General features: G+C 64.9%; 23 protein-coding genes. 8 read left to right on the plus strand and 15 right to left on the minus strand.

Annotation, left to right across the window (positions count from 1 at the left end; translation table 11 throughout):
• Both Q0C59_RS09465 and Q0C59_RS09470 read right to left on the minus strand, forming a co-directional pair.
• Positions 1-950 (minus strand): Tar ligand binding domain-containing protein (locus Q0C59_RS09465; protein WP_291214452.1); only part of this gene is annotated, 950 nt, incomplete at its 3' end.
• Positions 951-986: 36 nt separating this feature from the next.
• On the minus strand, positions 987-1,514 hold the full coding sequence (locus Q0C59_RS09470) for a chemotaxis protein CheW (RefSeq protein WP_291214454.1): 528 nt from the start codon (positions 1,512-1,514) through the stop codon (positions 987-989).
• A 200-nt stretch (positions 1,515-1,714) separates the two neighbouring features.
• On the opposite strand from Q0C59_RS09470, the gene Q0C59_RS09475 reads away from it, so the two are divergent.
• A complete protein-coding gene (locus tag Q0C59_RS09475) occupies positions 1,715-2,395 on the plus strand; it encodes a transglutaminase family protein (RefSeq protein WP_291214456.1) in 681 nt (226 codons plus the stop codon).
• A 6-nt stretch (positions 2,396-2,401) separates the two neighbouring features.
• Here the strand turns inward: Q0C59_RS09475 and metW are convergent, their stop codons facing one another.
• Both metW and Q0C59_RS09485 read right to left on the minus strand, forming a co-directional pair.
• Entirely contained in the window at positions 2,402-2,983 is a 582-nt protein-coding gene (metW, locus tag Q0C59_RS09480) for a methionine biosynthesis protein MetW (RefSeq protein WP_069048431.1), read from the minus strand.
• Entirely contained in the window at positions 2,980-4,149 is a 1,170-nt protein-coding gene (locus tag Q0C59_RS09485) for a homoserine O-acetyltransferase (RefSeq protein WP_291214459.1), read from the minus strand. The genes metW and Q0C59_RS09485 overlap by 4 nt, the downstream gene beginning before the upstream one ends.
• Before the next feature lie 422 nt (positions 4,150-4,571).
• Here Q0C59_RS09485 and Q0C59_RS09490 point away from each other — a divergent pair, with 422 nt between their 5' ends.
• Positions 4,572-5,003 carry an RNA-binding protein gene (locus Q0C59_RS09490; protein WP_291214461.1) on the plus strand — a complete coding sequence of 144 codons (432 nt, stop codon included), beginning with the start codon at positions 4,572-4,574 and terminating at the stop codon, positions 5,001-5,003.
• A 116-nt stretch (positions 5,004-5,119) separates the two neighbouring features.
• Here the strand turns inward: Q0C59_RS09490 and Q0C59_RS09495 are convergent, their stop codons facing one another.
• The 4 genes from Q0C59_RS09495 to Q0C59_RS09510 are packed head-to-tail and all read right to left on the minus strand — an operon-like array spanning position 5,120 to position 8,174.
• Entirely contained in the window at positions 5,120-5,938 is an 819-nt protein-coding gene (locus tag Q0C59_RS09495; protein WP_291214464.1) for an SDR family oxidoreductase, read from the minus strand.
• Positions 5,939-5,943: 5 nt separating this feature from the next.
• A complete protein-coding gene (lptC, locus tag Q0C59_RS09500) occupies positions 5,944-6,615 on the minus strand; it encodes an LPS export ABC transporter periplasmic protein LptC (protein ID WP_291214465.1) in 672 nt (223 codons plus the stop codon).
• The gene (locus Q0C59_RS09505; RefSeq protein WP_291214467.1) at positions 6,612-7,175 is read right to left on the minus strand and encodes an HAD family hydrolase; all 564 of its coding nucleotides are present in this window, start codon (positions 7,173-7,175) and stop codon (positions 6,612-6,614) included. Before Q0C59_RS09505 ends, lptC begins: the two co-directional genes overlap by 4 nt.
• Positions 7,176-8,174: an SIS domain-containing protein gene (locus tag Q0C59_RS09510; protein WP_291214469.1), complete on the minus strand. Its 999-nt coding sequence runs from the start codon at positions 8,172-8,174 to the stop codon at positions 7,176-7,178. It lies immediately after the preceding gene.
• Positions 8,175-8,247: 73 nt separating this feature from the next.
• On the opposite strand from Q0C59_RS09510, the gene Q0C59_RS09515 reads away from it, so the two are divergent.
• The 3 genes from Q0C59_RS09515 to Q0C59_RS09525 all read left to right on the plus strand — a co-directional run bounded on the left by Q0C59_RS09515 (position 8,248) and on the right by Q0C59_RS09525 (position 11,959).
• Positions 8,248-10,233 carry a monovalent cation:proton antiporter family protein gene (locus tag Q0C59_RS09515; RefSeq protein ID WP_291214471.1) on the plus strand — a complete coding sequence of 662 codons (1,986 nt, stop codon included), beginning with the start codon at positions 8,248-8,250 and terminating at the stop codon, positions 10,231-10,233.
• Positions 10,234-10,361: 128 nt separating this feature from the next.
• Entirely contained in the window at positions 10,362-11,324 is a 963-nt protein-coding gene (locus tag Q0C59_RS09520) for an MBL fold metallo-hydrolase (protein ID WP_291214473.1), read from the plus strand.
• Between the two features lie 89 nt (positions 11,325-11,413).
• A complete protein-coding gene (locus tag Q0C59_RS09525) occupies positions 11,414-11,959 on the plus strand; it encodes an adenine phosphoribosyltransferase (RefSeq protein ID WP_291214476.1) in 546 nt (181 codons plus the stop codon).
• A gap of 24 nt (positions 11,960-11,983) precedes the next feature.
• Here the strand turns inward: Q0C59_RS09525 and Q0C59_RS09530 are convergent, their stop codons facing one another.
• The 7 genes from Q0C59_RS09530 to rpmH all read right to left on the minus strand — a co-directional run bounded on the left by Q0C59_RS09530 (position 11,984) and on the right by rpmH (position 17,528).
• Complete coding sequence (locus tag Q0C59_RS09530) at positions 11,984-12,643, minus strand: hypothetical protein (protein ID WP_291214477.1); 660 nt, start codon at positions 12,641-12,643, stop codon at positions 11,984-11,986.
• Between the two features lie 101 nt (positions 12,644-12,744).
• Positions 12,745-13,236: a Crp/Fnr family transcriptional regulator gene (locus Q0C59_RS09535; protein ID WP_291214479.1), complete on the minus strand. Its 492-nt coding sequence runs from the start codon at positions 13,234-13,236 to the stop codon at positions 12,745-12,747.
• Between the two features lie 106 nt (positions 13,237-13,342).
• On the minus strand, positions 13,343-14,737 hold the full coding sequence (gene mnmE, locus Q0C59_RS09540; protein WP_291214482.1) for a tRNA uridine-5-carboxymethylaminomethyl(34) synthesis GTPase MnmE: 1,395 nt from the start codon (positions 14,735-14,737) through the stop codon (positions 13,343-13,345).
• Between the two features lie 183 nt (positions 14,738-14,920).
• Positions 14,921-16,633, minus strand: coding sequence for a membrane protein insertase YidC (gene yidC / locus Q0C59_RS09545; protein WP_291214484.1), 1,713 nt, complete (start codon positions 16,631-16,633; stop codon positions 14,921-14,923).
• Positions 16,630-16,917 carry a membrane protein insertion efficiency factor YidD gene (yidD, locus tag Q0C59_RS09550; protein ID WP_291214486.1) on the minus strand — a complete coding sequence of 96 codons (288 nt, stop codon included), beginning with the start codon at positions 16,915-16,917 and terminating at the stop codon, positions 16,630-16,632. Before yidD ends, yidC begins: the two co-directional genes overlap by 4 nt.
• Complete coding sequence (locus tag Q0C59_RS09555) at positions 16,907-17,326, minus strand: ribonuclease P protein component (RefSeq protein ID WP_291214488.1); 420 nt, start codon at positions 17,324-17,326, stop codon at positions 16,907-16,909. The genes yidD and Q0C59_RS09555 overlap by 11 nt, the downstream gene beginning before the upstream one ends.
• A gap of 67 nt (positions 17,327-17,393) precedes the next feature.
• Positions 17,394-17,528: a 50S ribosomal protein L34 gene (gene rpmH / locus Q0C59_RS09560; RefSeq protein WP_006299042.1), complete on the minus strand. Its 135-nt coding sequence runs from the start codon at positions 17,526-17,528 to the stop codon at positions 17,394-17,396.
• Between the two features lie 222 nt (positions 17,529-17,750).
• Between rpmH and dnaA the strand changes: the two genes are divergently transcribed.
• From dnaA to Q0C59_RS09575, 3 genes are all read left to right on the plus strand, one after another.
• On the plus strand, positions 17,751-19,169 hold the full coding sequence (gene dnaA / locus Q0C59_RS09565; RefSeq protein ID WP_291214490.1) for a chromosomal replication initiator protein DnaA: 1,419 nt from the start codon (positions 17,751-17,753) through the stop codon (positions 19,167-19,169).
• Between the two features lie 162 nt (positions 19,170-19,331).
• Entirely contained in the window at positions 19,332-20,438 is a 1,107-nt protein-coding gene (gene dnaN, locus Q0C59_RS09570) for a DNA polymerase III subunit beta (protein ID WP_291214492.1), read from the plus strand.
• A gap of 80 nt (positions 20,439-20,518) precedes the next feature.
• Positions 20,519-22,107, plus strand: a 1,589-nt coding sequence (locus tag Q0C59_RS09575; RefSeq protein ID WP_291214494.1) for a DNA gyrase subunit B, incomplete at its 3' end; no start/stop codon positions are given.

Consider the following 22,107-nt stretch of genomic DNA (forward strand, 5'->3'; position numbering starts at 1 on the left):
GCATCGGCGCTCTGGCGAACCGTGCTGGTGAGCTGCTCCATGCTCGCTGCGGTCTCTTCCAGGTTGCTCGCAGCCTGCTCGGTTCGCGCGCTCAGGTCCTGGTTGCCCGAGGCAATTTCAAACGAGGCGGTGTTGATGCTGTCGGTGGCGCTGCGCACCTGGCCCACGGTCTGGATCAGCGAGGTCTTCATTCCTGACAGCGCCCTCAACAGATCGCCCAGTTCGTCCTTGCGCGAGGTCTGCACCTGACCATTCAGATCACCGGCGGCCACCGCCGTGGCAATGCCCACTGCTTCGTGCAAAGGTGCGGTCACCGACACCGTGATGCGCCAGGCAACCAGGCTGGCCATCAACACAGCGATGGCCGCCAAGGCCAGGATCATCATTTCCTGGCGGTCGATGGTCGCATTGGAAGCAGCCACGGCTGCGTCGACCAGACTTCGTTGGTACTTCTGCAACCCTGCCATGGTGTCCATGTAGCGGTTGGCAGCAGGCAGCAGTTTTTCGTCGAGGTCTCGAATGCCCGCAGCGATGTCGCCGCTTTTGAGCGTTTCGAAGTAGGCCTTGCGCACCGCGATGTACTCGATGCGGCGGGTCGAGATGTCTTTCAACAAGGCCTTGCCCTGGTCGCTGGTGATCTCCTCGTCCAGCGTTTTTTGCAGGACGTTGATGCGCTCGGTCGTCTGCGCAATCATGGGCTTGAAATAGGCGTCCACGTCCGGGTTGTCGCCCGACTTGGCCATCGCGAGCACACGGTTGACGTTCAGCCGGGTGCTGGCCAGCCACTCGTCCATGACGGAAGAGCGGTGCTCCATCAAAATGACCCTCGCAGTGGCGCCCTGCGCAGATTGCAGGCTGGTCCATGCCAGTGCGGTGAGAGCGACCAGCAGCACCAGCACGCTGGCGAAACCCAGGGTGAGGCGGTGGCCGATCTTGAGTCGGTTGAACATGGTGTGTCTCCTGAAAAAATGCCGTCGACCGGGCGGTTACTGGAGGGATTGCGTGGAATCCATCAGACCCATGTCGGTGCTCGACATGAGGGCCTCGATATCCATGAGGATCAGCATGCGTTCACCCACGCTGGCGATGCCGGTGATGAAGCTGGTGTCCACGTTGGTGTTCATCTCGGGCGCGGGCTTGATCAGCTCGCCGGCGAGTTCGAGTACGTCGGACACCGAATCGACCACCGCACCGACCACGCGACCGTGCACGTTGAGCACGATCACGACCGTGAAGCCGTTGTATTCCACCTTGTCGCAACCGAGCTTGATGCGCAGGTCCACCACCGGCACGATGACGCCGCGCAGGTTGACCACGCCCTTGATGAACGAGGGTGCGTTCGCAATGCGGGTGGGCTCTTCGTAGGAGCGGATTTCCTGCACGCGCAGGATGTCGATGCCGTATTCCTCACCGCCCAGGCGGAAGGTCAGGAATTCGGCGCTGGCCTTTTGGGCCGCCGCTGCGCGGGCGCTGTCGTGGCGGGCGATGTGGCTGGCTTCGTTGCGCATGTCCATGGGATGGGTCCTCGGTTTTTCAGGTTGGTCCATGGAATATCGGCCAGCCGGGCGCGGGCTGAAGTCGGAAAAAAGCGGACAAAGCCTGTCCATTCCCGCAGCTTGTTGCATGACGCAGTACTAAAGTGCACATGCCTGGGCCTGGGCGTTCAGTCCCATGCGCGTCGCCAGCGATCCGCGGTGTCTGCTAACTTGCACCCATGCCCACCCACCACCCCGCCCCGCAGCACCTGTCGCCCACACCGCAGATCAACAGCGACCACCCCACCATCGTGTCGTTCGCGCACACCCATGCGCAAGGCTCCAACGACCGGGAAAAGGCGGTCTCGCTCTATCTCGCCGTGCGCGACCAGGTGCGCTACGACCCCTACCGCATCGACCTCAGTGACCTCGGCATGACCGCCAGCACCGTGCTGGCCCAGGGCTTCGGCTGGTGCGTGCCCAAGGCGGTGTTGCTGGCCGCAGTGGCGCGCGCGGCAGGCATACCGGCCCGGTTGGGATTTGCCGATGTGAAGAACCACCTCTCCACCGAGAAGCTGCGCCAGACCATGAAGACCGACGTGTTCGCCTGGCACGGCTACACCGAGTTGTGGATCAACAGTGCCTGGCGCAAGGCGACGCCGGCGTTCAACATCGAGCTGTGCGACAAGTTCGGCCTGCTGCCGCTGGAATTCGACGGCGTGCACGATTCGCTGTACCACGCGTTCGACCGCGCTGGCCGCCAGCACATGGAGTACGTGAACGATCACGGCGCCTTTGACGACCTGCCGCTGGCGCAGATCCGGTCCGTGTTTGCCGAGATCTACCCGTCGATCAACGCGGGGCAGCCGATCGAGGGTGACTTTGCAGCGGACGCGGCGCGCGAGGCTGGCGGCACCTGACCAGCCTCAGGTCGTGAAGCGGAACACCGCCGTGCTGGCCATGAGGTTGGGCCAGCGGTGCACTTCTTCGCCCTCGTGCAGGCCGAAGCTCTTTTCGATGGTCAGGCCGTTGCGCCGCGCCAGCACCTCGAAGTCGGCGTGCGTGCCCACGCGGATGTTGGGCGTGTCGTACCACTGGTAGGGCAGGCGCTTGGTGACGGGCATGCGGCCTTGCACCACGGCCAGCCGGTTGGGCCAGTGGGCGAAGTTGGGAAACGCCACCACGCCGATACGGCCTACGCGGGCGGTCTCGCGCAGCATGGTCTCGGCGTTGCGCAGGTGTTGCAGTGTGTCGATCTGCAGCACCACGTCAAACGCGTTGTCGCCGAAGGTGCTCAGGCCGTCCTCCAGGTTGAGCTGCAACACGTTCACACCGCGGCGCACACAGGCCAGCACCTTGGCGTCGTCGATCTCCACGCCATAGCCGCTGCAGGCGCGCGTGGCCTGCAAATGGGCCAGCATGGCGCCGTCGCCGCAGCCCAGGTCGAGCACGCGCGAGCCGGGTGGCACGAGGCGGGCGATGCTTTCCATCAGGCGGGTATCGCTCATTTCATTCCCCCTGCAATGGTCTGGTCGAAATAAGCACGCACCGCATTCAGGTAGCGTGGGTCATCGAGCAAAAATGCGTCGTGCCCATGGGGTGCGTCGATCTCGGCGTAGCTCACGTCGCGCCGGTTTTCCAGCAGCGCCTTGACGATTTCCCGGCTGCGTTTGGGCGAGAAGCGCCAGTCGGTCGTGAAGCTCACCAGCAGGAACCTGGCCTGCGCCTTCGCCAGCGCCGCATTCAGGTTGCCACCGTGCTCACCCGCCGGGTCAAAGTAGTCCAGCGCGCGGGTGATGAGCAGATAGGTGTTGGCATCGAAGTACTCGCTGAACTTGTCGCCCTGGTAGCGCAGGTAACTCTCGATCTGGAACTCCACGTCTTGCGTGGTGTAGCGGTAGGCCAGTTCGGCCGCCGCCGACGGGTCGGCGTCGTTGCTCGACCGCAAACTTCTTCCGAACTTCTCGTTCATCACGTCGTCGCTCAAGTACGTGATGTGGCCGATCATGCGGGCGATGCGCAGACCGCGCCGAGGCAAAGTGCCTTCGCGAAGGTAGTGACCGCCGTGGAAATCGGGGTCGGTGACGATGGCGCGGCGCGCCACCTCGTTGAAAGCGATGTTTTCGGCCGTGAGGTTGGGCGCGCTGGCCACCACCACCGCATGGCGCACACGCTCGGGGTACTGCAAGGTCCAACTCAGCGTCTGCATGCCGCCCAGGCTGCCGCCCATCACGGCGGCGAGGGTCTGGATGCCCATGGCGTCCAGCAGCCGGGCCTGTGCGTCCACCCAGTCTTCGACCGTGACCACCGGAAAGTCCGCGCCCCAGGGCTCTCCCGTGGCCGGATTGGTGTGCGTGGGCCCGGTGGAGCCGAAACACGAGCCGAGGTTGTTCACGCCGATCACGAAGAAGCGGTCGGTGTCCACCGGCTTGCCGGGGCCGATCATGTTGTCCCACCAGCCCTCGCTGCGCGGGATGGGTCGGCCCTGTTCGTCGGCGTGCCGGCCCGCCACGTGGTGGGAGGCGTTGAGCGCATGGCAGATCAACACCGCATTGGACCGCTCGGCATTGAGCGTGCCGTAGGTTTCGACCACCAGCTCGTAGGCGGGCAGGCTCGTGCCGCTGCGCAGGGGCAGCGGTTCGGTGAACCGGAACGTTTGGGGCGTGACGATCAATCTGGTGTCCTGTGGGCGGCGCGCGCCCGAAAAAAATCCCGGTACCGCCAAGAGCGAGACCGGGATGCTGGGCCAGGAGTCTCTTCTTTAGCGGCATTTTTAAAGCGCCCGCAATTCGGAACAAATCGGCGCTCGAGGTCGGCAGTATAAATTGAAGTGCCCTTTTTGCGCCGACCGCCATCGCTGGCGTTGGGCGTCGATCGGGGTGAAACGGCCGGTGTTGCGTGGCCGCGTCGCAGCCATTGGGGGCCGTCGCGTCCTGAAAAATAGTTACTGTTTTCGCGGCGCTGCGCGCATAATCCTCTGGCGAGCGCCCAAGGCGCTCGTTTTGACAAGTGATCGGTCGGTTTCGCGTGCTACAGGTTTTGTGTGCTAACGGGGCTCCATCGCTATTTTCATCAGTGTTATTAGGAGTCCCGAACATGGGCAACAAACTGTACGTTGGCAACCTGCCATACACCGTCCGCGACGAAGACCTGCAGCAAGCATTCAGCGCTTACGGCTCGGTCAACAGCGCCAAAGTCATGATGGAGCGCGACACCGGTCGTTCCAAAGGTTTCGGCTTTGTCGAAATGGGCAACGATGCCGAAGCGCAAGCCGCTGTTGAAGGCATGAACGGCCAGTCCCTGGGCGGTCGCAGCCTGGTGGTGAACGAAGCCCGTCCGATGGAAGCCCGTCCTCCCCGCTCCGGTGGCGGCGGCTTCGGCGGTGGCCGCAGCGGTGGTGGTGGCTACGGCGGCGGTGGTGGCGGTGGTGGCGGCAGCGACGGCGGTTTCCGCAGCCCTTACGGTGGCGGCGGTGGCGGTGGCCGTCGCGAAGGTGGTGGCGGCGGCGGTGGCCGTGGCGGCTACTGATCGACTGCCCCGATCAGCTTGATGCAGTGAATCCCCGGATTCGCTGATCAGCGAAGAAAAAACCCCTGCGGCTTGGGCTCCAGGGGTTTTTTCATGGGCGCTCCAGAATCCCCCGATCAAGTGCCGCTCTTGGCCCCGCCTTGGCGGTGCTTGCGCGCGCGGCCTGACAAGGCCCGGTCGAACAAGCCGTTGGGCAGCAGGCGCAGCAGCTTGGCCACCACGCCCATCTGCCAGGGAATCACTCGGTAGCTCACGCCGCCGACGATGGCGTCGAACGCGCGGCCGGCAAAGGTCTCGGGGCTCAGCAGGAACGGCATGGCGTAGCGGTTCTCGCGCGTGAGCGGCGTGTCCACGTAGCCAGGCAACAAGGTCACCACCGACACACCGCTGCCGCGCAGTTCGCCGCGCAGGCTCTCGCAGTACGCCACCACCGCCGCCTTGCTGGCGCAGTAAGCGCCGTGCCCGGGCAGGCCGCGGATGGCCGCGACGCTGGCAATGCCCACCAGCGCGCCGCTGCCACGCGCAGCCATGGCCGCCACGAACGGATGGAAGGTGGCGGCCACGCCGGTGTTGTTGAGCGCGAAGGTGCGCGCCATCACGTCGATATCTTCGCGCTCGGTGGTGTCCATGCCGATGCTCACGCCGGCGTTGGCCACCACCACGTCGGGCACGCCCTGGGCTTGCAGACACGCCTGCCCCGCGGCCACGATGCTGTTGATGTCCGCCACGTCGGCGCCGTAGACGCGGCAGCGCTCGGCCCCCCAGCCGTTGGCGTCGGCAAAGGCCTGCATCTCGGCGGTGCGCCGCGCCACCAGGGCGAGGCGGTAGCCACTGCGCGCGAAACGGGCCGCCAGGGCCTGACCGATGCCGCTGGAGGCGCCGGTGATGAAGGCCAGGGGTGCGGCGGGGTTGGGGTTGGGGTTGGGGTTGGACATGGTGATCAGCGGGGGATCAGCTGGACCTTCACCCGGCCCTTGAAATCGGCCACGCCGGTGTCGCCTCTGTAATCGAGTGAGTCGGCGACCAGCCGGTCTGTGCCGCGCAGCAAGGTGACGGGCTGGTCGGAAATGACACGCTCCGGATCGACAAACACCTTGAGGTATTCGCCCCGGAACTCCAGGCGGGGCAGCGCTTGGCCACCAGGGCCGACAGCGGCTTCGCGCACCACCACGGCGTCGCCTTGCAGGATGAACTGGCTGTTGTCGGCGTTGGTCGTGACGAGCTTCGCTGTGGCCACGGTGGGCCGGCCTTCGGGGCCGATGTTGCGGATGCGGGCGTTGTCGATTTCGATGCGGTCGTCATCGGGGTGGTGACGGGCCTCGTCGCCCAACACTTCCGATTTGAGCGAGCCGTCGGCGTCAAACGCCTTGACCGAAAAACCGCGCATGAAATAGTCGGGCTCGCTGCTCACCGGCCGCGCGGCCTGGGGCGCCTCGGGCGTGGGGGTGGCGCGCAGCAACCAGTAAGACGCCAGCGCCAGCAGGCCCATGAGCAGCACGGGCAGGTAGATGGAGATGCGGTCCAGCAGCTTGGGCTTGCGCTTGGGCGGCCGGGCAGCGGGCTCGGTCAGGTCGACCGTGTCCAGAAAGTCCAGCGGGTCGGACGGGCTCATCGGCCGGCCGCTTCCAGCTCGCGGGCATACACGCCGCTGGCCACGAGCAGCAGGTCGCACAGGTCGCGCACAGCACCGGCGCCCGGCAGGCGGGTGGTGACGTGGTGCACCACGGCCAGCACCTCGGCGTGGGCGGTGGAGGGCGCGCAGGCGAGCGCGGCGCGGCGCAGCATGGGCAGGTCGGGCCAGTCGTCGCCCATGGCGGCGGCGGCCGACCAGTCCAGGCCCAACTCCGCCAGGATCTCTTCGGCTGCGGGGCGTTTGTCTTCGGTGCCGAAACGCGCGTGCGCCACGCCCAGGGCCTTCAGGCGCGCACGCAGGGCCGCCGAGTCGCGGCCGGTCACCACGACCGGGGTGATGCCGGCGCGTTGCAGCAGCTTGATGCCGTGTCCGTCCAGCGTGTGAAAGCGCTTGAGGGTTTCGCCCGTCTCGCTGAAGTACAGGCCGCCATCGGTGAGCACACCATCCACATCAAAGAACACCACACGGATGCCTTGCGCCTGCAACAGCAGTTCGGGCGCGAAATTCAGCGCCGGACGCAGGATGGGCAAGGCGTTCATTCAGATCACTTTCGAACGCATCAGATCGTTGGTGTTGAGCGCGCCGATCAGCCGTCCGTCAGCGTCAACCACCAGCACGCTGGTGATGCGGCTGGCTTCCATCAGGCCGGCGGCTTCGACCGCCAGCGCATCGGCCCGCACCGTGCGTGGCTGCGGATGCATCACGTCGATGGCGCGCAGGGTGCGCAGGTCGGCACTGCTGCCGGTCTTTTCAATCAGGCGGCGCAGGTCGCCGTCAGTGAAGATGCCGAGCACACGGTCATCGCTGTCGACCACCGCGCTCATGCCCAGGCCCTTGGCGCTGATCACCGCCATGAGTTCCATCAGGCCGGCCTGCGGGCTCACGCGCGGAACGTCTGCGCCACTGCGCATCACGTCGCTCACGTGGGTGAGCAGCTTGCGCCCGAGCGCGCCACCGGGGTGCGAGCGGGCAAAGTCGTCGGCCCTGAAGCCGCGCGCATCGAGCAACGCCACGGCGAGCGCGTCACCCATGGCCAGCTGTGCGGTGGTGCTGGCGGTCGGGGCCAGGTTGTGCGGGCAGGCCTCCTTGTCGACCGAGCTGTCGAGCACGGCGAGCGCATGGCGCGCCAGCGTGGATTCGGTCCGCCCGGTAAGGGCAATCAGGGGCACGCCCATGCGTTTGATGAGGGGCAGGATGGCGTTGAGTTCCTCGCTCTCGCCGCTGTTGCTGATGCCCAGCACCACGTCGGCGGCGGTGATCATGCCGAGGTCGCCATGGCTGGCTTCGGCCGGGTGCACAAACATCGCGGGTGTACCGGTGGAGGCCAGGGTGGCGGCGATCTTGCGACCGATGTGGCCGCTTTTGCCCATGCCCATGACGACCACGCGGCCGCTGCACGACAACATGGCAGCGACCGCGGTGGCGAAGCTGTGGCTCACACGCAGGGCCATGGCCGTGACGGCCTGAGCCTCGATGCTCAGCGTCTCCTGGGCCATCGCCAGGGCGCGGGCAGCATCAAAGGTGGCGGGCAAGGTCATGGCTGGATTATCGCTGTGGGTCTGCCGGCAATGCCGCCCGGGTTGGAACGCCGCCGCCCGCTACCATCCACGCATGACTTCGCTCGACATCGCCCTGCTGTACCTGCTGGCTTCCGTACTGGGCGTGGTCGCTTGCCGGTTCGTGCGGCTGCCGCCCATGCTGGGCTACCTGGTGGTGGGGGTGCTGATCGGTCCGCACGCGCTCGCCCTGGCACAGGACTCCAGCGGCATCAGGTACCTGGCCGAGTTCGGTGTGGTCTTCCTCATGTTTGTGATCGGGCTCGAATTCAGCCTGCCCAAACTGCGGGCGATGAAACGGCTGGTGTTCGGGCTCGGCCTCTCCCAGGTGGTGTTGACGGTGTTGATCACCACCCTGGCTTCGCTGGCGCTCACCGTGCTGTTGCCCACGTGGTGGGACATCAGCTGGCAGACCGCGCTGGCGCTGGGCGGCGTGATGGCCATGAGCAGCACGGCCATCGTCATCAAACTGGTGGCTGAACGGCTGGAGCTGGAATCGGAGCACGGCAAGCGGGTGCTGGGCATCCTGTTGTTCCAGGATCTGGCCGTGGTGCCCTTGCTGGTACTCATCCCGGCGCTGGCCGCCGAGCCCGAAGACCTGCTGCCAGCACTGGGCTGGGCCACGCTCAAGGCCATCGTGCTCCTGGGGCTGCTGCTCACCGGGGGGCAAAAGGTGATGCGCTGGTGGCTCACCCTGGTGGCGCGGCGCAAGAGCGACGAACTCTTCATGCTCAACCTGCTGCTGATCACGCTGGGCCTGGCCTGGCTGACCGAACACGCCGGCCTGTCGCTGGCCCTGGGCGCTTTCGTGGCCGGCATGCTGATCTCGGAAACCGAGTTCAAGCACCAGGTGGAGACAGACATCCGGCCATTCCACGACGTGCTGCTCGGCCTCTTTTTCATCACCATCGGCATGATGCTGGACTGGCGCCTGGTGTTTGATCGCTGGCCGCTGGTGCTGCTGCTGCTCTCGCTCTCGGTGGGCTTCAAGCTGGCGCTCATCACCGGGCTCACGCGCATGCTCGGTGCGCCCATGGGGGTGGCGCTGCGCACCGGTCTGTACCTCGCGCAAGCCGGTGAGTTCGGCCTGGTGCTGCTCACGCTGGCCGGCAACAACAACCTGATTCCGCCCGCGCTGTTCAACCCCATCCTGGCGTCGATGGTGCTGTCGATGCTGGCCACGCCCTTCGTGATCATGTACGCCAACACCATCGTGACCCGGCTAGTGGGCAGCGACTGGCTGATGCAGTCGGTGCAGATGACGAGCATCGCGCGCAAGGCCATCAACGCCGACAAGCACGTGATCATTTGCGGCTACGGCCGCTGCGGGCAGAACCTGGCGCGACTGCTCGAGGCCGAAAACATTCCCTACATGGCGCTCGACCTCGACCCCGACCGCGTGCGTCAGGCTGCGGCCGCCGGCCATTCGGTGGTGTTTGGCGACGCCGCGCGCCTGCAGGCGCTCATGGCCGCCGGCTTGCACCGCGCCAGCGCCGTGGTCATCACCTATCTGGACACCGCCAGCGCGCTCAAGGTCTTGCGCCACACCCACGAGCAGGCGGTCAACGTGCCGGTGGTGGTGCGCACGGTGGATGACACCGACCTGGAAAAGCTGCGCTCGGCCGGCGCCACCGAGGTCGTGCCCGAAGCCATCGAAGCCAGCCTCATGCTGGCCAGCCATGCGCTGGCGCTGGTCGGTGTGCCCATGCGGCGCGTGATCCGGGTGGTGCAGGACCAGCGCGACGCGCGCTACAACCTGCTGCGCGGCTACTTCCATGGTGCCGACGACAGCGGCGCCGACGAAATCGACCACGAACGCCTGAACACCGTGACCCTGCCGTCGGGCGGGCGCAACGTGGGCAAGTCGCTGGAGAGCCTGGCGCTGCATGCGGTGGGCGTGCGGGTGGTGAGCATGCGACACGCCAGTGGCATGCCGGCCGTGTTGACGGACGACACCGTGCTGCAGGGCGGTGACACGTTGGTGCTCAGCGGCAAGGCGCCTGCATTGGCGCTGGCCGAGGACAAGCTTCTGTCGGGCTGAACAGCAGCCGGTTCCGGGGTTGGCGAAATTCCCCGGATCTTGAGTGGATATTGAGAACAGTCGGTTTGGGTTGTGACCAAACGGTATGTATGCTCACGTTTTTTCAACCCCACCCGGAGACTTCTTCCATGATGGATCGCCGTTTGTTCCTGGGCGCTGGCGTGGCCGGCGCCTCCGCGCTGACCTTCTCGTCCGTGTTTTCGCAAAACACCCCCAACTTCGGTGCCCCGGTGTTGCCGACGCCGGGCTTTCGCAAGATGAAGCTGGGCGCGATGGAGATCATCGCCATCAACGACGGCGCTCTGCGCCGCCCCCTGGGTGAAGAGTTCGTGCGCAATGCGCCGCTGGAGCAGGTCAAGGCCATGCTTGCGTCGCAAAACCTGTCCACCGACTACGTGGACATCCCGTTCACGCCGTACCTCATCGTCAGCGGCGGCACCAAGTTCCTGATCGACACCGGCTTCGCCGACAACGGACCTCCCACCACCGGCAAGCTGGGCGCCAACATGGCGGCCGCGGGCTACAAGCCTGAAGACATCGACCACGTGATCATCAGCCACTTCCACGGCGACCACATCAACGGCCTGGTCAAGAAAGACGGCTCACTGATGTTCCCCAAGGCCAAGATTCACGTACCCACCACCGAGATGGCTTTCTGGATGGACGACGCCAAGATGGCCGCTGCGCCCCCAGCCGCCCAGGGCGGTTTTCAGAACGCCCGCAATGTGTTTGGCAAGATCCCGGCCGACCGCTTGGTGCGCTTCGAACCCGGCGCAGAGCTCGCCCCGGGCATCCAGTCGTCGGCCGCATTCGGCCACACGCCGGGCATGTCTGTGTTCACCGTGCGTTCTGAAGGACAGTCGTTCATGTACACCGCCGATGTGACCAACGTGCCCTCGTTGTTCGCCCGCAGCCCCGACTGGGCGGTGGCCTTCGACATGGACGCCGAGATGGCCCGCCAAACGCGTCGCCGCATTTTCGACACGCTGGTGAAGGACAAGATGGCCATGGGCGGTTTCCATTTCCCGTTCCCGGCGCTCGGCACCATCGAAGCTGCCGGCAACGGTTACCAGTTCAAACCCATGGCCTGACAGGGTCGCCATGGTCTCCTGCCCCGGCCTTCGCGCCGGGGTTTTTTTTGGCGCATCGATAATGGTTCACTTCCCACGACTCGACGCCCATGGACACCTCAGCCTTCCTCAAAGCCCACATCCGCACCGTGCCCGACTGGCCCGCGCCCGGCGTGCAGTTCCGCGACATCACACCGCTGCTGCAGGACCCAAAAGTCTTTCGCGTGCTGATCGACGCCTTCGTGCACCGCTACATGGACCCGGCCCTCAAGCCCACGGTGGTGGCGGGACTGGATGCGCGGGGTTTCATCATTGGCTCGGTGCTGGCCTACGAGCTGGGTGTGGGCTTCGTGCCCATCCGCAAAAAGGGCAAGCTGCCCTTCACCACGGTGGAAGAAACCTACGAGCTGGAATACGGCAGCGCCACGGTGGAGCTGCACACCGATGCGGTCAAGACTGGCGACAAGGTGGTGCTCATCGACGACCTGATCGCCACCGGCGGCACCATGATGGCCGGGCGGCGCTTGCTGGAGAAGCTCGGTGCCGAGGTGATGGAGGGCGCGGCCATTGTGGATTTGCCCGAACTGGGCGGCTCGCAGAAGCTCAAGGAATCGGGCTTGAAGCTCTTCACCCTGGTGGATTTCGCGGGCCATTGAGCACCGCGGTTCGACCGCAACGGGTCAGAGTTTGCCGTGCTGCGTTTCGCTCAGGGCAGCAAAGTCACTGTGAGACTCCGGCACCGGGAATTTGGCGTCGTTGGGTGACGGATACGCAGGCTTGGCTGCGGACTGCAGCACTTCGCGGAATGCCGCCAGCTCATCGTCGCCCAGCGCCTGCATGGGCGCGTGCGACGAATCGATGTTGGGTTTGGGAATGGCCGTGGGGCTGAACACTTCGGCATCGCGCCGAGTTTGTGCCGACACCGCAGCCCGCAGGGCCACGCCCACCTGATCGTGGGTGGCGCGGCGGCGCCAATACACCGAACGCACGAGCATGCCGTGACGTGCCTTGGCGCTTTGCTGGATCCAGCGCTCGATCTCGAGCAGGTACTCGTCGGGCATGCCTTCCGCGGGCAAGGCCAAGTCGATCAACACGAGAAAGCAGTCGCCGTTGGCGTCCAGCGTGAGCACCTTGAATTCGTAGCTGGTGGACAGCACGCCGGCGCGGATCAGCGACTCGCGCACCACGCTGAACAACTGCTCGCGGCGCAGGATGCGGCGGCCCTTGCGGGGCGAGATCAGCGGCAGCGTGGTCTGGCTGAAGGACTTTCGCGCACGCGACAGGCGCCCCTTGCCGGATTCGTTGGATTTTTTGGCTTGTAGCCAGCTCATGAATGACATGGTCAAAGTATGCAGAAAGCCGGGTGCTGAAGTGATCGGAAGAGAGGCGTGAATCCGGTGCTGCTCGGGCAAATGGCCGCTCACCGCAGAACCCACAGACATCAAGTGACCGCCACCCGCTTGGGCTTGTTGTACATGCGGCGAGCCAGCACCGCCGACATGGCCACCGTCACCTCCAGGGCCACCTCGGGGTGACGGGTCGAGAGTTCGCGAAAACGCAGCGGGGTCATGCACCAGAGGCGGCAGTCGCTGCCGGCGTGCACCGTGGCGCTGCGAGGGAGGTGACTGAAAAACGCGCCTTCCCCGAGCAGCGAGCCCGAACCCACCACCGCAATGCGCACGCGCTCCTTGTCGTCTTCGTAATGCACGGTGAGCGTGCCACTCTCGACGAAATAAACGGTGCGGTCCTTCACCCCTTGTTCGATCAGCACCTGGCCCTGCTGCAAGACCACGGGCTGCAGGTAGTTGGCCAGCATCGGCCACTGGATGTCGGTCAGGTTCAGGGGCACCGCGTCCAGGGCGCTGCTGTGCCGCATGGACTCGGCCAGGCCCTTGATATCGAAGCGCAAGGATGTCGGTGGTGTGACATGCATCACGTCAAGATACCCGCCCCCCACACCCCCGCGCAAGCTGTAATTACCTGTGTTTACATCTGCACCGCCGAGCGGCGTTCGCAGCGTTCCGGGCGGCGCAGCCGGTCTACTTTCCGATGCAGAAACGCGAAAAGATCTCACCCAGCAAATCGTCGGCGGTGAACTCACCCGTGATCTCGCCCAGGGCTCGTTGCGCCAGGCGCAGCTCTTCAGCCAGCAGGTCCAGGTGCTCGGCCTGCGCGGCGAGCAATCCATCGGCCTGCACCAGATGGCCATCGACTTGCGACAGGGCTTGCAGGTGGCGCGTGCGAGCCATGAACAAGCCATCACCGGGTTGCTGCCAGCCGGCCAGAGCCAAGAGGCGCTGGCGCAGCACCTCCAGACCTTCGCCCCGTTTGGCCGAGATCGCCACACCGTCTTGCAAGTCGATGTGCGCCGCAGGGCTCTGGTCGAGCTTGTTCCACACATGCAGCACCGGCACGCCGGCCGGCACCGCCTGTGCCAGGCTGGCCGCGATGGCCGCGTCGGCACGCTGGTATTCGAGCGTGTCGGTGCGCGTCAGGTCGTGCAGGAACAGCACCACATCGGCTTGGCGGATCCGACCCCAGGCGCGCTCGATCCCGATCTTCTCCACCTCGTCCACGTCCGGGCTGTCGCGCAGTCCGGCGGTGTCAACCACATGCAGCGGCACGCCTTCGATCTGGATGGTTTGCTGCACCACGTCGCGCGTGGTACCGGCCACGGGAGTGACGATCGCCAGCTCGGCGCCAGCCAGCGCATTGAGCAAGGAACTCTTGCCAGCGTTGGGCTGGCCGGCAATCACCACCTGCAAACCATCACGCAACAGCGCACCCTGGCGCGCCTGCGCCAGCACGGCGGCCAGCGCCTCTCGCAAGCGCCGCAGCTGCCCGGTGGCGTCGGCCTTCTGCAGGAAGTCAATGTCTTCCTCGGGGAAGTCCAGCGTGGCCTCGACCAGCATGCGCAGGTTCACCAAGGCGTCGCGCAGCTCGTGGATGCGGCCCGAGAACACGCCGGCAAGCGATCGCGACGCGCTGCGCGCCGCCGCCTCGGTGCTGGCGTCGATCAGGTCGGCCACGGCTTCGGCCTGCGCGAGATCGAGCTTGTCGTTGAGGAAAGCGCGTTCGGTGAACTCGCCCGCGCGGGCCACGCGCAAGGCGGGCAACACGTCGCCCGCCACCTCCAGGCAACGCGCCACCAACAATTGCAGCACCACTGGCCCGCCATGGCCCTGCAGCTCCAGCACGTCTTCGCCTGTGTAGGAGTGCGGCCCCGCAAACCACAAAGCCAAACCGTGGTCGATCGGCTGACCCGCCGCATCGGCAAACGGCAAATAGGTGGCCTCGCGCGGCTTCAAAGCCCGCCCCAGCAAGGCCGTCACCAACGGCTCCAACCTCCGCCCCGACACCCGAACAATGCCCACCCCACCCCGACCGGGCGCGGTGGCAATGGCAACGATGGGATCACGTGAGGCTGCGAGCATGGAGAGCGAGCATAAAGGGCCAAGCCCAGAAACAACGAGGGCCTGCAAAGCAGGCCCGGCGGGTGGAGGGAAGACACCCAATCCAGAGGCGTCAAGGGTCCGGCTCCGCCGGCCCAAGACGCCGTCCCCCCTTGAGGGGGAAGCCGCGTCAGCGGCGCAGGGGGGTCACCCGAGCCTTGGGGGTTACTTCTTGAAGTCGGGCATGCTGAACTTCAGCGGTACACCCATCTTCTGGTTGATGAACGCCTGCTGCAGGATGGTCAACACGTTGTTCGTGATCCAGTACAGCACCAGGCCGGACGGGAAGAAGAAGAACATCACCGAGAACATCAACGGCATCAGCCACATCAGCTTGGCCTGCAGCGGATCCGGCGGCAGCGGGTTGAGCGCGGTCTGGATCATGGTGGTCACCGCCATCACCAGGGGCAGGATGTAGAACGGATCGGGCGAGGACAAGTCGGTGATCCAGGCCAACCAGGGCGCGTTGCGCATCTCCACGCTGGAGAGCAGCACCCAGTACAGCGCGATGAACACGGGGATCTGGATCAGGATGGGGAAGCAGCCGCCCAGGGGGTTGACCTTTTCTTCCCGGTACATCTTCATCATTTCCTGCTGCATGGCTTGCGGGTTGCCTTTGAGGCGCTCGCGCATTTCCATGATGCGGGGGTTGATCTTCTTCATCTTGGCCATGCTGCGATAAGCGCTGGCATTGAGCCAATAGAACGCGGCCTTGATCAGCACCACCAGCAGCACGATGGACCAGCCCCAGTTGGCCACGAAGCCGTGGATCTTCTCCAGCAGCCAGTACAGCGGCTTGGCCAGGATGGTCAGCCAGCCGTAGTCCTTGACCAGTTCCAGGCCGGGAGCGATGGTCTCCAGGACCTTCTCTTCCTGCGGACCGACGAACAGTCGCGCCTGCACCGTTTGCGTCTGGCCGGGCTCAATCGCGGCCAGGCTGGTGATGCTGCCCGCCGCAAACAGGTTGTTGTCGACCTTGCGAACGAAGTTGTCGCGCGCGACACCGGCGTCCAGCACCCAGGCCGAGGCAAAGTAGTGCTGCACCATGGCCACATAACCATCGCTGGCGGTTTTGGTGAATTCGGCCTTGTTCTTCTCGATGTCGGCGAACTCGACCTTCTGGTATTTCTTCTCGTCGGTGTAGACCGCGGGGCCGGTGAAGGTGGAATAGAAGGGCGTCTCGCTGCTGAGCTTGCTGCCATCGCGCACGAGCTGCACATACAGTTGCGGGCTCACGGCCTGCGTGCCGAGGTTCTGCACCTCGTGTTTCACCGCAATGTCGTAGCGACCGCGCGTGAGCGTGTAGGTCTTGACCAGTTTCACGCCACCCACATCGGCCGATTCAAAGCGCACCTGCAACTCGTTCTGGCCATCAGCCAGCGCCGTCTCGGGCGTGAGCAGTGTCATGGGTGTCTTGTGGGTCGGGAACGCGCCACCGATCAGTCCGGTTTGCGCCACGTAGATGCGGTCGGCATTCTGTGTGAGCAGGGTGAACGGCAATTCGCTTTGGTCCTTGCTTTGCTGCGTTGCTTCGGCGTGCTTGAGCAGTTCGGCGCCGATCAGCGATCCGCCTTCGGTGTTGAACACCAGCTTGAACACGTCGGTGGTCACCTCGTGGCGCGCAGCCACCGGGCTGGGAGCACCCGCAGGCGCTTCGCCCGGCACCGCGTTGGCGGTTGCGGTGCCTGCGGGCGCGGCTACGGCCGTGGGCAGGCTTGCGTCAACGGACGGCGCCGGCGCAGCGGCTGGCGCTGCCACCGTGGCGGATCCCGGGAAAAAGGTGGGCTGTTGCCCGTTGTGGATTTGCCATTTGTCCCAGATCAGGACCATGGACAGACCAAACACCACCCACAGGATGGACCGACGGATGTCATTCATGACGCGTTCTTCTTTGCTGAGGAGGGTGAAAGCAGACGGGAAAAGAGGGCGGGCCGGGACTCGGGCACCGGATCGAAACCACCTTCGCACCAGGGATGACAACGCACCAGCCGCGCCACCGTGAGGTAAGAGCCCGCCGCAGCGCCGTGTTGCTCCAGCGCGCCGATGGCGTACACCGAGCAGGTGGGCTCAAAGCGGCAGCCGCTGCCCAGTGAGGGGCTCAGCAGCAGCCGGTAGCCCTTGACCAGGCCCACCAACGCCTGGCGCGGCCAGTCAGACCACATCACGAGCCTCCCCAGACACGGCGGCTTTCGGCAACCGGGCACGCGACAACAACTGTTCCAGCTCCAGGCGAACCGCCAGCTTGAGCGCATCGGACGTGGCACTCACGAACTGCTTTCGGCTGAACTCGCTGCGCAAACGCACCACCCAGGCTGCTTGCGGCAACGGGGCGGACCGGTGCCTCGCCACCTCGTAGATCTGGCGCCGGATGGCATTGCGCGTGACGGCACGGCGCGCCCAGCGTTTGGGCAGCAACACGCCCAGCCAGGCATCGGCCACGGGAAACAACGGTTTGCCCTCGACGGGAACGTCCAGAGCAACGCAGTGCAAGGCGAAGTGGGGAGTCTTGGCCACAGGCGCTCCAGCCATGACAGCCTGGAACTGAGGGCGGGACCGCAGGCGCTGGGTCACTGCACAACCGCCAACATCGGATGGCAGACGGGCCGGGCACAGGGACACCGGCACAACTCCTGCCGACTCAGACAGCCAGGCGCTTGCGGCCTTTGGCGCGACGGGCGTTGATCACGGCACGGCCGCCACGGGTCTTCATGCGAACGAGAAAACCGTGGGTGCGGGCGCGGCGGATCTTGGAAGGCTGGTAGGTGCGTTTCATGGTGGTCTCTTACAAATCGGGGAAACCCGCGATTATCGCAAAGAAATCCCTGTAGCGGCAAGCACTTGGCCTGACGTGCCAACGATTCACTTCAGCAACGCACCCCACCCCCAGGGTCGAACTGCCACGCCGAACGTCTTGTGGATAAGTCTCCTGCAACCCTACAATGCCCAACGCGCCCCGCATCATTTGTCCACAACCACAACAACACCGCATCCCAGCATGATCGAGGGCCTTCACCCCAGCGCGCCCCTGTCCTCAGGCGGCGCAGACACCCCCTCCTTGTGGTCGGCCTGCATGGACCGCCTCTCCCAGGACATCCCCGAACAACAGTTCAACACCTGGATCCGCCCGCTCTCTGCCACGGTCGCGCCCGACGCTTCCCGGGTCACCGTGTCGGTGGCCAACCGCTTCAAGCTGGACTGGATCCGCACCCAGTACGCCGCCCGCATCACCGCCTTGCTGGAACTCATCCAGGGCACGCCAGTGGCGCTGGAGTTGGTGCTTGCTCCGCGTGAAGGCCCCAGCCGAACATCACCTGCGCCCCGCACGGCCCAGGAGCAGGTGCTCGCAGAACTGCCCGACCTGGCGCCTGTGGAGGTGGCCGCGCCCAGTGGCCCCAAGACCCGGCTGAACCCGGCGCTGGCTTTCTCCACGCTGGTCGAAGGTTCGGCCAACCGCATGGCGCGCGCGGCCGCCATGCACATTGCCGGCAGCCTAGGCCAGCTGTACAACCCGCTCTTCATTTACGGCGGCGTCGGGCTGGGCAAAACCCACCTGGTGCACGCCATCGGCAACCACCTGCTGGCCGACCGTCCACAGGCCAAGGTGCTCTACATCCACGCCGAGCAGTTTGTGTCGGATGTGGTCAAGGCATACCAGCGAAAAACCTTCGACGAATTCAAGGAGCGTTACCACTCGCTGGACCTGCTGCTGATCGACGATGTGCAGTTCTTTGCCGGCAAGGAGAAAACGCAGGAGGAGTTTTTCAACGCCTTCGAAGCCCTGCTGGCCAGAAAGAGCCACATCGTGCTGACCAGCGATACCTACCCCAAGGGCCTGGCCGACATCTCGGACCGCCTGGTGTCGCGCTTTGGCTCGGGCCTGACGGTGGCGATCGAGCCACCCGAGCTCGAGATGCGCGTGGCCATCCTGATCAACAAGGCGGCGGTGGAGAACGCGGTCATGCCCGAGGAGGTGGCGTTTTTCGTGGCGAAGAACGTGCGCTCCAACGTGCGCGAACTCGAAGGTGCACTGCGCAAGATCCTGGCCTACTCGCGCTTCAACCAGAAGGAGATTTCGATCGCGCTGGCGCGCGAGGCGCTGAAAGACCTGCTGTCGATCCAGAACCGGCAGATCAGCGTGGAGAACATCCAGAAGACCGTGGCCGACTTCTACAAGATCAAGGTCGCGGACATGTACAGCAAGAAGCGCCCTGCCAGCATTGCACGCCCGCGCCAGATTGCCATGTTCATCGCCAAGGAACTGACCCAGAAGAGCCTGCCCGAAATCGGCGAGTTGTTTGGTGGCCGCGACCACACCACGGTGCTGCACGCGGTGCGCAAGATCGGGGCCGAACGCCAGCAGAACACCGAGCTCAACCAGCAGCTGCACGTGCTGGAACAGACGCTCAAGGGCTGAGGCGTGGAGCTCAAGTTTGGGCGCGGTTTGTGAGCGAGAAGCGGTTTTGGCGGATGCGCTCTCAAAACAGCGAAAATAGCGAAGATTTGGCTCCGACAGACGCAGGGCCCGCCGGGGAGGCAACCTCCGGATCACAAGCAACCAGAGACGAAAGAGTCTGACATGATCGTTTTCAAATCGACCCAGGACAAGGTTCTGGCCGCGCTGCAATCGGTGGCCGGCATCGTGGAGCGCCGCCACACCCTGCCCATTCTGGCCAACGTGTTGTTGCGCAAGACCGGCTCGCAAGTGCAGCTGACCACGAGCGACCTGGAGATCCAGATCCGCACCACCGCCGAGCTCGACGGCGACAACGGCAACTTCGCCACCACGCTGGGCGCGCGCAAGCTCATCGACATCCTGCGCACCATGTCGGGTGACCAGAGCGTGAGCCTGGAGTCCAGCGCCGGCAAGCTCATCTTGAAAGGCGGCAAGAGCCGCTTCACGCTGCAGAGCATGCCGCCCGAAGACTTTCCGCTGGTGCAGGAGTCGGCCAGCTTTGGCCCGGTGTTCTCGGTGCCACAAAAGACGCTCAAGAGCCTGCTCGGCCAGGTGTCCTTCTCGATGGCGGTGCACGACATCCGCTACTACCTCAACGGCATCCTGTTCGTGGCCGAAGGCAAGCAGCTCAGCCTGGTGGCCACCGACGGCCACCGCCTGGCGTTTGCCTCTGCCACGCTGGATGTGGAAGTGCCCAAACAAGAAGTGATCCTGCCCCGCAAGACGGTGCTGGAGCTGCAGCGCCTGTTGTCCGACAAAGAGGGCGCGATCGAAATGCAGTTCGCCGCCAACCAGGCCAAGTTCAGCTTTGACGGCATGGAGTTCGTCACCAAGCTGGTCGAGGGCAAGTTCCCCGACTACAACCGCGTGATCCCGAAGAACCACAAGAACATCGTGACGCTGGGCCGCGTGCCGCTGCTGGCCTCGCTGCAACGCACGGCCATCATGACGAGCGAAAAGTTCAAGGGCGTGCGCCTGAACATCGAGCCCGGCGCGCTGCGCGTGGCCTCGAGCAACGCCGAGCAGGAAGAAGCGGTTGACGAGCTCGACATCGACTACGGCGGCGACACGATCGAGATCGGCTTCAACGTCACGTACCTCATCGACGCACTGCAGAACATGTCGCAGGAGATGGTTCGCATCGAACTGTCCGACGGCAACAGCTCCGCGCTGGTGACCAACCCCGACGACAACGCCTTCAAGTACGTTGTCATGCCGATGCGGATCTGACCGGCAGCGATCCCCTCTCCCCCAAGCCCGACCCGCTGCCCAGCGGGTTTGGCCTTTCTAGCGATTGAGAAAAGTCCCTTATGTCCGAAGCCAACAAGCCCGCCGATTCCGTCAACACCGGTGCGGCCAACGCCGACAGCTCCAATTTCCAGCCCACCATCGACGCCCACCAGGTCGGTGCCAGCGAAGGTTATGGCGAGGGCTCGATCCAGATCCTGGAAGGCCTGGAGGCCGTGCGCAAGCGCCCCGGCATGTACATCGGCGACACGTCGGACGGCACCGGCCTGCACCACCTGGTGTTCGAGGTGGTCGACAACTCCATCGACGAAGCCCTGGCTGGCCACTGCGACGACATCGTGGTGACCATCCACAGCGACAACTCCATCAGCGTCACCGACAACGGCCGCGGCATTCCCACCGGCGTGAAGATGGACGACAAGCACGAGCCCAAGCGCTCGGCCGCCGAGATCGCACTCACCGAACTGCACGCCGGCGGCAAGTTCAACCAGAACAGCTACAAGGTCTCGGGCGGCCTGCACGGCGTGGGCGTGAGCTGCGTGAACGCGCTGAGCCAGTGGCTGCGCCTGACCGTGCGCCGCGAAGGCAAGATGCACCAGATCGAGTTCGCACGCGGCTTCGTGCAGAACCGCATCGTCGAAACGACGGCCAACGGCGTTGAAGTTTCGCCCATGAAAGTGACCGGCGACACCGAGAAGCGCGGCACCGAAGTGCACTTCCTGCCCGACTACGACATCTTCAAAGAGAACGCCGACTTCCACTACGAGATTCTGTCCAAACGCCTGCGCGAACTTTCGTTCCTGAACAACGGCGTGCGCATCCGCCTGAAAGACGAGCGCAGCGGCAAGGAAGACGACTTCTCCGGCGCCGGTGGCGTCAAGGGCTTCGTTGACTTCATCAACAAAGGCAAGACGGTTTTGCACCCCAACGTGTTCCACGCGCTGGGCGACCGCGCGAGCGACCAGGGCACCAACATCGGCGTGGAAGTGGCCATGCAGTGGAACAGCGGCTACAACGAACAGGTGCTGTGCTTCACCAACAACATCCCGCAGCGCGACGGCGGCACCCACCTCACCGGCCTGCGCGCCGCCATGACGCGGGTGATCAACAAGTACATCGACGACAACGACTTCGCCAAGAAGGCCAAGGTCGAGGTCACCGGTGACGACATGCGCGAAGGCCTGTGCTGCGTGCTGTCGGTCAAGGTGCCTGAGCCCAAGTTCAGCAGCCAGACCAAGGACAAGCTGGTGTCCAGCGAAGTGCGCGGGCCGGTCGAAGACATCGTCAGCCGCCTGCTGGCCGATTATTTACAGGAACGCCCGAACGACGCCAAGATCATCTGCGGCAAGATCGTGGACGCCGCCCGCGCCCGCGAAGCCGCGCGCAAGGCGCGCGAAATGACGCGCCGCAAAGGCGTGCTCGACGGCATGGGCCTGCCCGGCAAACTGGCCGACTGCCAGGAGAAAGACCCGGCGCTGTGCGAGATCTACATCGTGGAGGGCGACTCCGCCGGTGGCTCGGCCAAACAAGGCCGCGACCGCAAATTCCAGGCCATCCTGCCGCTGCGCGGCAAGATCCTGAACGTGGAGAAAGCGCGCTACGAAAAGCTGCTCACCTCCAACGAAATCCTCACCCTCATCACCGCCCTGGG

This window comes from Hydrogenophaga sp. (assembly GCF_022844385.1).
Lineage (GTDB): Bacteria > Pseudomonadota > Gammaproteobacteria > Burkholderiales > Burkholderiaceae_C > Hydrogenophaga.

What these genes read in the sequence shown, in the direction of transcription:
- Q0C59_RS09470 (WP_291214454.1), bottom strand. Translation starts at nt 1,514, where the DNA reads ATGGACATGCGCAACGAAGCCAGCCACATCGCCCGCCACGACAGCGCC.
- Q0C59_RS09475 (WP_291214456.1), top strand. Translation starts at nt 1,715, where the DNA reads ATGCCCACCCACCACCCCGCCCCGCAGCACCTGTCGCCCACACCGCAG.
- metW (WP_069048431.1), bottom strand. Translation starts at nt 2,983, where the DNA reads ATGAGCGATACCCGCCTGATGGAAAGCATCGCCCGCCTCGTGCCACCC.
- Q0C59_RS09490 (WP_291214461.1), top strand. Translation starts at nt 4,572, where the DNA reads ATGGGCAACAAACTGTACGTTGGCAACCTGCCATACACCGTCCGCGAC.
- Q0C59_RS09495 (WP_291214464.1), bottom strand. Translation starts at nt 5,938, where the DNA reads ATGTCCAACCCCAACCCCAACCCCAACCCCGCCGCACCCCTGGCCTTC.
- lptC (WP_291214465.1), bottom strand. Translation starts at nt 6,615, where the DNA reads ATGAGCCCGTCCGACCCGCTGGACTTTCTGGACACGGTCGACCTGACC.
- Q0C59_RS09505 (WP_291214467.1), bottom strand. Translation starts at nt 7,175, where the DNA reads ATGAACGCCTTGCCCATCCTGCGTCCGGCGCTGAATTTCGCGCCCGAA.
- Q0C59_RS09510 (WP_291214469.1), bottom strand. Translation starts at nt 8,174, where the DNA reads ATGACCTTGCCCGCCACCTTTGATGCTGCCCGCGCCCTGGCGATGGCC.
- Q0C59_RS09515 (WP_291214471.1), top strand. Translation starts at nt 8,248, where the DNA reads ATGACTTCGCTCGACATCGCCCTGCTGTACCTGCTGGCTTCCGTACTG.
- Q0C59_RS09520 (WP_291214473.1), top strand. Translation starts at nt 10,362, where the DNA reads ATGATGGATCGCCGTTTGTTCCTGGGCGCTGGCGTGGCCGGCGCCTCC.
- Q0C59_RS09525 (WP_291214476.1), top strand. Translation starts at nt 11,414, where the DNA reads ATGGACACCTCAGCCTTCCTCAAAGCCCACATCCGCACCGTGCCCGAC.
- Q0C59_RS09530 (WP_291214477.1), bottom strand. Translation starts at nt 12,643, where the DNA reads ATGTCATTCATGAGCTGGCTACAAGCCAAAAAATCCAACGAATCCGGC.
- Q0C59_RS09535 (WP_291214479.1), bottom strand. Translation starts at nt 13,236, where the DNA reads ATGCATGTCACACCACCGACATCCTTGCGCTTCGATATCAAGGGCCTG.
- mnmE (WP_291214482.1), bottom strand. Translation starts at nt 14,737, where the DNA reads ATGCTCGCAGCCTCACGTGATCCCATCGTTGCCATTGCCACCGCGCCC.
- yidC (WP_291214484.1), bottom strand. Translation starts at nt 16,633, where the DNA reads ATGAATGACATCCGTCGGTCCATCCTGTGGGTGGTGTTTGGTCTGTCC.
- yidD (WP_291214486.1), bottom strand. Translation starts at nt 16,917, where the DNA reads ATGTGGTCTGACTGGCCGCGCCAGGCGTTGGTGGGCCTGGTCAAGGGC.
- rpmH (WP_006299042.1), bottom strand. Translation starts at nt 17,528, where the DNA reads ATGAAACGCACCTACCAGCCTTCCAAGATCCGCCGCGCCCGCACCCAC.
- dnaA (WP_291214490.1), top strand. Translation starts at nt 17,751, where the DNA reads ATGATCGAGGGCCTTCACCCCAGCGCGCCCCTGTCCTCAGGCGGCGCA.
- dnaN (WP_291214492.1), top strand. Translation starts at nt 19,332, where the DNA reads ATGATCGTTTTCAAATCGACCCAGGACAAGGTTCTGGCCGCGCTGCAA.